General features: G+C 47.4%; 8 protein-coding genes. 1 reads left to right on the forward strand and 7 read right to left on the reverse strand.

What is annotated here, in order from left to right:
* Positions 1 to 53: 53 nt before the first annotated feature.
* Positions 54 to 1,337 carry a histidinol dehydrogenase gene (hisD, locus tag KSW37_RS02185; RefSeq protein ID WP_217313964.1) on the reverse strand — a complete coding sequence of 428 codons (1,284 nt, stop codon included), beginning with the start codon at positions 1,335 to 1,337 and terminating at the stop codon, positions 54 to 56.
* Positions 1,338 to 1,518: 181 nt separating this feature from the next.
* Positions 1,519 to 2,370 carry an ATP phosphoribosyltransferase gene (gene hisG / locus KSW37_RS02190; protein WP_119230206.1) on the reverse strand — a complete coding sequence of 284 codons (852 nt, stop codon included), beginning with the start codon at positions 2,368 to 2,370 and terminating at the stop codon, positions 1,519 to 1,521.
* 106 nt (positions 2,371 to 2,476) lie between these two features.
* Here hisG and KSW37_RS02195 point away from each other — a divergent pair, with 106 nt between their 5' ends.
* On the forward strand, positions 2,477 to 3,736 hold the full coding sequence (locus KSW37_RS02195; RefSeq protein ID WP_217313969.1) for a transglycosylase SLT domain-containing protein: 1,260 nt from the start codon (positions 2,477 to 2,479) through the stop codon (positions 3,734 to 3,736).
* Positions 3,737 to 3,956: 220 nt separating this feature from the next.
* On the opposite strand, the gene KSW37_RS02200 is transcribed toward KSW37_RS02195, so the two are convergent.
* From KSW37_RS02200 to yihA, 5 genes are all read right to left on the reverse strand, one after another.
* Positions 3,957 to 4,493 (reverse strand): hypothetical protein, encoded by a 537-nt coding sequence (locus KSW37_RS02200; protein WP_217313965.1) that lies wholly within the window; start codon positions 4,491 to 4,493, stop codon positions 3,957 to 3,959.
* A gap of 126 nt (positions 4,494 to 4,619) precedes the next feature.
* A complete protein-coding gene (locus KSW37_RS02205) occupies positions 4,620 to 5,480 on the reverse strand; it encodes an N-acetylmuramoyl-L-alanine amidase-like domain-containing protein (protein ID WP_217313966.1) in 861 nt (286 codons plus the stop codon).
* A gap of 17 nt (positions 5,481 to 5,497) precedes the next feature.
* Positions 5,498 to 6,571: a DUF4421 domain-containing protein gene (locus KSW37_RS02210; RefSeq protein WP_217313970.1), complete on the reverse strand. Its 1,074-nt coding sequence runs from the start codon at positions 6,569 to 6,571 to the stop codon at positions 5,498 to 5,500.
* 185 nt (positions 6,572 to 6,756) lie between these two features.
* The gene (locus KSW37_RS02215; protein WP_217313967.1) at positions 6,757 to 7,740 is read right to left on the reverse strand and encodes a Gfo/Idh/MocA family protein; all 984 of its coding nucleotides are present in this window, start codon (positions 7,738 to 7,740) and stop codon (positions 6,757 to 6,759) included.
* A gap of 29 nt (positions 7,741 to 7,769) precedes the next feature.
* Positions 7,770 to 8,375 (reverse strand): ribosome biogenesis GTP-binding protein YihA/YsxC, encoded by a 606-nt coding sequence (yihA, locus tag KSW37_RS02220; protein ID WP_217313968.1) that lies wholly within the window; start codon positions 8,373 to 8,375, stop codon positions 7,770 to 7,772.
* Positions 8,376 to 8,530: the final 155 nt, after the last annotated feature.

The raw sequence follows: 8,530 nt of genomic DNA on the forward strand, positions 1-8,530 counted from the left end.
TTTTCTTTCAAAAGCTATTAAGAAGTATCTTTACTACTTCCCGTTTCACCCTATTATTTCAAACTGTTCACTCTCAGCCTCATCGCGTTGGCATGAGCTTCTAGCTGCTCATTTTCTGCCATGGTCACTACAGCATTTCCAATGTTACGAATACCTTCTTCTGTAAGATGCTGGAAGGTGATTTTGCGATTATAACTGTCCAGGTTCACTCCGTTGTAAGCCAAAGCATAACCGTGGGTTGGCAACGTATGGTTCGTGCCGCTTGCATAGTCGCCAGCACTTTCGCACGCATAGTTGCCGAGGAATACACTACCTGCATTCACTACCTTTTCTGCCAGCTGCTCATAATCGGCTGTGGCGATAATCAGATGCTCCGGCGCATAAGTGTTGCAGAGGTCTATTGCCTCCTCTTCGGTCTTTACAAGGATAAACTTAGAGTTGTCTAATGAGGTCTGTGCCATTTCCTTACGTGGCAAACGTTCAAGTTGTGCTTCAACTTCATTCTTTACATCGTTCAACACCTTTTCAGATGTAGTGATGAAGAAAACCTGAGAATCGAAGCCATGTTCAGCCTGCGACAAGAGGTCAGCTGCAGCAAACACAGGGTTGGCTGTTTCGTCGGCGATAAGGCAAACTTCAGACGGACCGGCAGGCATGTCGATAGCCACATCGTGCAGGGAAACCTGCTGCTTGGCAGCCATGACAAACTGGTTGCCCGGACCGAAAATCTTATAAACCTTAGGCACGCTCTCCGTACCGTAAGCCATGGCTCCGATAGCCTGAACGCCACCCGCCTTGAAGATTCTGCTCACGCCTGCAATCTTTGCCGCCATGAGAATAGCCGGGTTCACCTTGCCTTCTTTGTTAGGAGGAGTGCAGAGTACTATTTCTTTACATCCTGCAATCTTGGCAGGAGTTGCCAGCATCAGAACGGTGCTGAAGAGAGGAGCAGTACCTCCCGGGATATACAATCCCACCTTCTCAATAGCCACACTCTTCTGCCAGCAGGTTACACCAGGGCAAGTTTCAACCTTTACACCTTCAAACTTCTGGCTATGATGGAATGCGGCAATGTTATGATGGGCGAGGTGCAAAGCGTCTTTCAGTTCTTGAGAAACCATTTTCTCAGCCTCTTCGATTTCAGCTTCAGTCACAGCCAAAGAATCGAGATCGGCATGATCAAACTTCTCCTCGTAACGCTTCACGGCTTCGTCGCCATGGTTTTTCACATCGTCGAGTACACCTTGTACGGTCGCATTAAGCTGCGAAACATCCAGGTGTGGGCGTTTTACAATCTCGCTCCATTCCTCCTTTGCAGGATACTTTATTACCTTCATTCCTTTTATTAATGTTTAATTATTATACATTGAACTTTGAGATTTGAACTTTGAACTGTATGATTACTTTTACTTTGAGATTTGAACTTAGAACTGTATGATATACATTTATAACTGTATTACAACAGCAGGGCTATTCATAAAGTTCAATGTTTAATGTTCAAAGTTCAAAGTAATCAAGTTACAATATCATCTTTTCGATTGGTGTTACCAGGATGCCCTGTGCACCGAGTTCCTTCAACTTGCCTATGATTTCCCAGAAACGCTTCTCATCAAGCACGGTGTGGATAGAGCACCATTCCTCATCAGCCAATGGGATAATCGTAGGACTCTTGATGCCTGGCAATACTTCAGTAATCTCCTGAACCTTTGCCTTAGGTGCATTCATCATCACGTATTTCTTGTCCTGTGCAGAACGTACAGCCTCGAAGCGGAACAGCATCTCGTTCAGAATCTCATGCTTCTCCTCGTCCATGTTCCAGTTGCCAATGAGCAGAGCCTCGCTCTTCATCACCACCTCAACCTCAGCAAGATTGTTGCTGACCAGAGTAGAACCTGAACTTACAATATCGAAAATGCCGTCAGCCAAACCGATGCCTGGACTGATTTCTACAGAACCCGTAATAACATGGATGTCGGCATTGATGTTGTTCTTCTTCATAAACTTGCGTAGGATGTTAGGGTAAGAAGTGGCAATCTTCTTGCCGTTGAACCATTGCAATCCCGGATAATCAATCTTCTTAGGAATGGCGAGGCTCAGGCGGCACTTGCTGAAACCCAGACGGTCGATAATCTGCGCATTCTCTCCACGCTCTACAAACTCGTTCTCGCCCACGATACCGATATCTGCCACACCAGAGGCTACGCTCTGAGGAATATCATCATCACGAAGGTAGAGAACCTCGAGAGGAAAGTTGCTTGACTGCACCAGGAGGGTGCGTTTAGAGGCACTTACCTTGATGTCTGCCTCTGATAAAAGATTCATGGTGTCGTCGAAAAGACGACCCTTGCTTTGTACTGCTATTCGTAACATATTTCTATATTTTGTTTGAAAAACATTGCAAAAGTACACATTTTTATTAGAATAAACAAATAATTTTTCACTTATGTGCAAAATATTTCGTACTTTTGCAGCTGAAATGAAGAATAAAGGATATTTATACGCATTATATGCACTATTTTTGCTCTCTGCCTGTGCCGACAAGAAACCGCAGCAGGAGCTTACGCCATGGGGAACTCCCGTAGGCGAAATGGAGTATGCGGATAACTCTGATGGGGCTGATGGCGATGAAAAGAAACCTGCTTCAACCAACAAAGGGCTTTCGCTCGAAGATATTCAGGCCAATGGTGAGCTCATCATGCTTACCGTTAATGGTCCTACTACCTATTATGATTATCACAGCCACGGAATGGGACTTCAATATCTGCTCTGCGAGAAGTTTGCCCAGCAGATTGGCGTGTCGTTACGTGTAGAAGAATGTAAGGATACGGCTGAAATGGTGCGCAAGTTGGAGAAGGGAGAAGGCGATGTGATTGCCGTGCCCCTTCCCCGAAAACTGACCAGAGGCAACCTGCTGTTCTGTGGAGTTACGCCCGACAGCACCCGAACCCAATGGGCTGTGCAGAACGGCAACAAGAGTCTTGCCGACACCTTGAACGGCTGGTTTAAGCCCAAGCTGATTGCTCAGGTCAAGCAGGAAGAATCGTGGCTGCTTTCTTCTGCCAGCGTGCGTCGCCACGTTTATTCACCATTCCTGAACCGTTCCAAGGGTGTTATTTCACGCTACGACCACCTCTTCCAGCGCTATAGTGGAACGGCTCGCATGGATTGGCGCCTGATGGCTGCCCAATGTTATCAGGAGAGTTGTTTCGACCCGAATGCGAAGTCATGGGCTGGAGCATGCGGACTGATGCAGATTATGCCAAGCACGGCTGCCCATCTGGGTTTGCCTATGAGTATGATTCATGAACCAGAGGCGAATGTGGCTGCGGCAGCCAGATATATGGCGGAACTGCAAGGCCATTTTGCGGATGTAGGCGACCCGTTCCAGCGCATGCTTTTTGCCCTGGCATCTTATAATGGTGGCTATTTCCACATCAGAGATGCAATGTCGCTGGCTCGCAAACATGGTCAGAATCCGCACAACTGGGGCGTGATCCGCGGTTATATTCTGCGCCTTTCGCAACCGGCTTATTACACAGACCCGGTGGTGAAATATGGTTACATGCGAGGCACGGAGACGGTAGATTATGTGGATAGAATCAGAGCCCGCTGGGGTGAATACAGCGGTGGTTCGGGCTTCCATGAGAGTCTTAGAGGCAGCGGTATGGGCAGCGGCTCCTTCCATGGAGCTCCTATTAAATCAAAGCGCCATTACCAGAATAAGTACCATATATAATAGATAGGTGTTCAAGTTTCGCAAGTTCAGGAGTTAAAGGAGTAAAAGAAGTTAAAGGAGTTAAAGAAGTTATCGCTCCCTACGGTCGCTGAGGAGTTAAGACAACAGTCTTTTTGGCGTATTTTTTTACGCAGCAAGACATACGTCTTAACTCCTTAACTTCCTTAACTCCTTAACTTCCTTAACTCCTTTAACTTCCTGATATGCGAAAGTTCAGTTTTTACATTTTTGTCATGTGGTAACCCAGCATTTTTAATTCTACAGCTATTCCCATGAGGAACATCTGGTGGAGGGCAGCAACGAAACCACGGAAGGCCTCCTCGCTTCCAGGCTGCAGATTCAGATGAATCAGCTTGCTGTAAGAACGCGAAGCACATTCTGCAACCACATTCGTCACAGCCTTATGCGCTTCCCCGTTCAGCAGCAGAACCTTTTCGCAGATGTAATCATCCATGTGGTCGAAATCTATTCTGTCACGGAGATATTCATAATGATTTTCTACCTTGCTGTAGAGTTCCCAATCTTCATCCCAATACTTGGCAAGTGCCATTCCTACATACATGATCCAACCCAATGAAACCGTTGGATATTTGGCAAACTCGCGAATCGCATCAGGCAGATAACTCTCGCCTACTTTCTGCCACAGCTCTTCCAAATCCGGAGCCTCCGGCAAATGAGCATCTACCTTATCAATACCCAGCAGATATCGATAAAGATCTTCCTTGAAGATCGCTTCAAAATTCTTTTTCTCTTCCATTTATCTTTTTCGAATATTATTTATATAAAGCTTTTGCCCTTATAGGGCGCCTTGCTGATTTTCTCTTATACCCAGGGTGTTGCCCTGGGCTAGGAGCTTCTGCCCTTTCAGGGCGAGAGGCGTAAATTACTGAACTCTGCAAACCCTGATTCCTATCTGTACCGGATGTTTGTGCATGTAAGTATAAAGTGTCATCGGTTCATCAATCACCTTCTTGTGAATGCTGCTGGCGTTGAGCAGATGCAAACCGTCTTTGTGCCAGGAGGCAATACCGATATGGGTTGTGTCGAGCCCCTTCTTGTTGGTGATGATGGCGATAATGTCGCCGTCGTGGATGGCGTTGCGGAAAACTGCCGTGTTGGCAATCTTGCCCTTCGGAACATAACGGTAACGCTTGCCGTTCACACTCTGTTCCAGTTTTCTGATTCCTGATTGCCATTCCGGATGAGCCTTGAGCATCTTATAACTCGAAACATGTGTACTCATCCAGTTGATGTTCACGGTCTGAACGGCCGAGAAAGGAGGATTGGGCGCAATATTCTTCACGATTCCCTCGCGCTCGTTTGCATCCATCCAAATCGTGAAATAATGCTGGCGTTTAACATAGGAAACCTCTCCGCCCACATAACGCACATTCCGGAGATGTTTGCAGAAAGCCGAGAAAGAAGTCTCATCTTTCTTGGCGCATAGGGTGAGCGCCGTAACCATCTCTACGTATGTGGTGCAGTCCAGCTCACGGGTGTTCACGATGAGCACCTCTTCCTTCGTCCGGTCCAGCGTGCCGCCCACATAAGGAACGCCCGCCATCTGCTTGCCAAACCAGAGCGTCCAACTGGCTGGCTTCTTCTTCATCGCCCTTGCCTGTTGCAGCAGCCCCACAATCCGCAGACTGTCCTGCCGCTGATAAACCACATTCACCCTGGCTTCTCCCGGAACAGCCAGCAGACAAGCCAGTATGGCGGCTGCCATTTTCGTAAATATTTTCATCTCTTCTTTTTTATATGTTAATGATGACGTTTCCTGCCAAAGTTCACGCCCACATAAATATTGAGTGAGCCAAACGAATTGTTGGTAGAAAACTGTTTTTTCTTATAGTTGTAAGAATGGTTGATGGTGCTGGCGCCCGCGTACCAATGCGTATTGTTCCACACCACGCCGAAGCGCCCGATTCCATCCAGGTTCACATTCTTGAAACTGAAGTTGATAATGTCCAGATGTTCACTTTCATTATCCGATTTCGAGCTGTTGTAAGCCACACCTACCGAGAGCGAAGCATTAAAGAGCCAGTTCTTGGCGAAAACCCAGTTGTAAGCATAGCCGCAGGTTACGTTCACATCGCTGTATTTCACCTTGCTGAACATCAGCGAACTGTCTATCTTGGCTTCAGGAGTTCCCCCGTCTGTCAGATTTTTGTTCAACTTTTCATCTACAAGATTGGTCAGTTTATCCCAGTTCACCTCCAGTTCATGCTCCGTGTAACCGATTCCCAGAAGCATGGAACCGGCACTTCTCCGCTGCACCGTACTCTGCGAATAGGCAGCAGGATAAGAGAAGCGGCGATGGTTGAAGATGTAATAAAGATTGAATCCCTTGATACTCGATTTGAAACCGTCGAAAGGAGTTTTGTGGATAGGGGCGCAATTGATGTGCTCACCCAGATTCATCCGCTGAACATGATAGTCATTTCCCGTCTGTCGCCAGAACAGGTCTATTCCCAGCAGACTGCTGTAGAGGCTCAGGTCAAACTCCTTCTTGTTGGTGTGGTTGTTTCCGAAATTGATGTGCTTCAGGTCGAACGTATAACCCAGGAACACCCATCGCCAGCCCAGATAAGGCCCCAGTCGGTAAGAAGGATCAGGAGCAAAGGAAATGCTCTGTCCTTCGCGGTTTCTGAGCGTATATTTCTCGTAGGTATTGGTGTTCTGCAGCATCACCGTATAATTGTAGTGCTGGTCTTCGATATAAGAAGAATCCGTACTGTTGAATTCTCTGAAGAACCGGGTGAATACATTTCCTACCTGATGGAAGAAAGTTTTTCGATGGCGCTCTTTCACAAGGCTGTCCTTGGAATTGTGCATGAACATCGTCTTGTTGAAGAGCGTTCCCAGCATGGTAGAATCCACAGGCTCCCCTGCCCTTGCCGAAGTGCAGACAAGAGAACAGATGATTGCAACTATACAGAAACTTCTCTTCATAACTTACTCTCTATTCCAGATGATGATGCTTCCTTGATGTATGCTTTCGAGATGATTTTGTAAAAAAATCAGTTCTTCCACAACACACGGTCCAGCACCCAGTTCACAGCCGTAGCCGAAACGCTGGTGCAGTCGCATTTGCCTATTCCCTGCAGATGCTCAATCACACTCTTGATGAGTGGCAGCTGCACGTAAGGCGGATTCGGAACCGTAATCGAGTTCTTTCCTTCGCTCGTAATCACTTCTATCGGCTGGTAAGTGAACACCGAGAACGAGAGCGAACCTTTCTCGCCAATCACCTCGATGCAGTCTTCCTTCGCACTCTCATGTCCCACGAAGCACCAGCTTCCGCTGCCCGGAATTCCGCTCTCAAAGAAGAAGCACGCCGAAAGCGTATCTTCTGCCTGATAAAGATGCGCTCTGTTGGCAGGATAGCCGTGCGCACGGGTAATCACACCAAACAGATTCTGGAGCAAATCTATCTGATGAGGAGCCAGGTCGTAGAAATAGCCGCCGCCCGCAATATCCGGCTGCAGTCGCCAAGGCATTTCCTTACCGCTCTGAAAGTCGAGATCGCGTGGAGGAACCGAGAAGCGTACCTGCACATTTACCACATTACCGATGGTTCCGCTCTCGATAATCTCCTTTACCTTCTGGAAATAAGGAAGATAACGGCGATAGTAAGCCACAAAGCATGGAACACCCGTCTGCTCGCTGATGCGGTTGATGCGGATGCAGTCGTTGTAGCTCGCAGCCAGCGGTTTCTCTATGTAGCAAGGTTTGCCTGCACGCATCGCCATGATAGCGAAGGTGGCGTGAGAAGATGGTGGCGTGGCGATGTAAACAGCATTCACATCGGGGTCTTCTATCAACTCCGATGCATCCGTGTACCATTTGCGCACATGATGGCGCTCAGCATAGCTGCGTGCCTTGTTCTCGCTTCGGCTCATCACAGCCACTACCTGCGAACCCTCCACCTCGTTGAAAGCCGGTCCGCTCTTCTTTTCGGTTACTTCTCCGCAGCCGATAAATCCCCAATTAATCTGTTTCATTCTCTGTTGGTTTATTCTCTCCCGAAAGATTATTCTCCGGCGAGCGATTTGTTGATTTCGTCAATATAGTCGAGCACCTCGTCGCGTCCCGTCTTCTTCTCACTACTGGTAATGAAATAAGGTGGAAGCGCTTCCCAGCGGTCTTCCAGCGCATGCATCCATTTCTCTGCATTCATGCGAGCCTTGACCGGACCCAACTTGTCGGCCTTGGTAAAGACGATGCAGAAGGGAACGCCGCTCTCGCCCAGCCAGTCAACAAACTCGCGGTCTATCTTCTGCTGGTCGTGGCGCACATCGATGAGCACGAAGACGTTAGCCAACTGCTGGCGCTGCAGAATATAACTGCTTATCATCTGTTCCAGCTGTTTTTGTACGGTCTTCGAGCGCTTTGCGAAACCATAGCCCGGAAGGTCAACCAGATACCATTCGTTGTTGATGATAAAGTGGTTGATAAGTAGCGTCTTGCCCGGTGTGGCAGAAGTCTTAGCCAAACCTTTATGGTTGCAGAGCATATTGATGAGGCTCGATTTTCCCACATTACTTCTGCCGATGAAAGCATATTCAGCCTTCGTATCTTTCGGACACATGCTCACTCGTGGAGCCGATATTGTAAATTCTGATTTCTTAATTTCCATTCTTTCTATTTTCTTTTATAAATGTTTACACTAGTGTCCCGTTAAAACGAGACGATTATTAAATAAGTTATTAATACTCAAAAGTTTACGGACTTTTTATAGTGTATTCGATTTGATTTTGTATCTTTGCACGCATATTTAAAATACGTGTGCGA

Source organism: Segatella copri (assembly GCF_019127135.1).
Lineage (GTDB): Bacteria > Bacteroidota > Bacteroidia > Bacteroidales > Bacteroidaceae > Prevotella.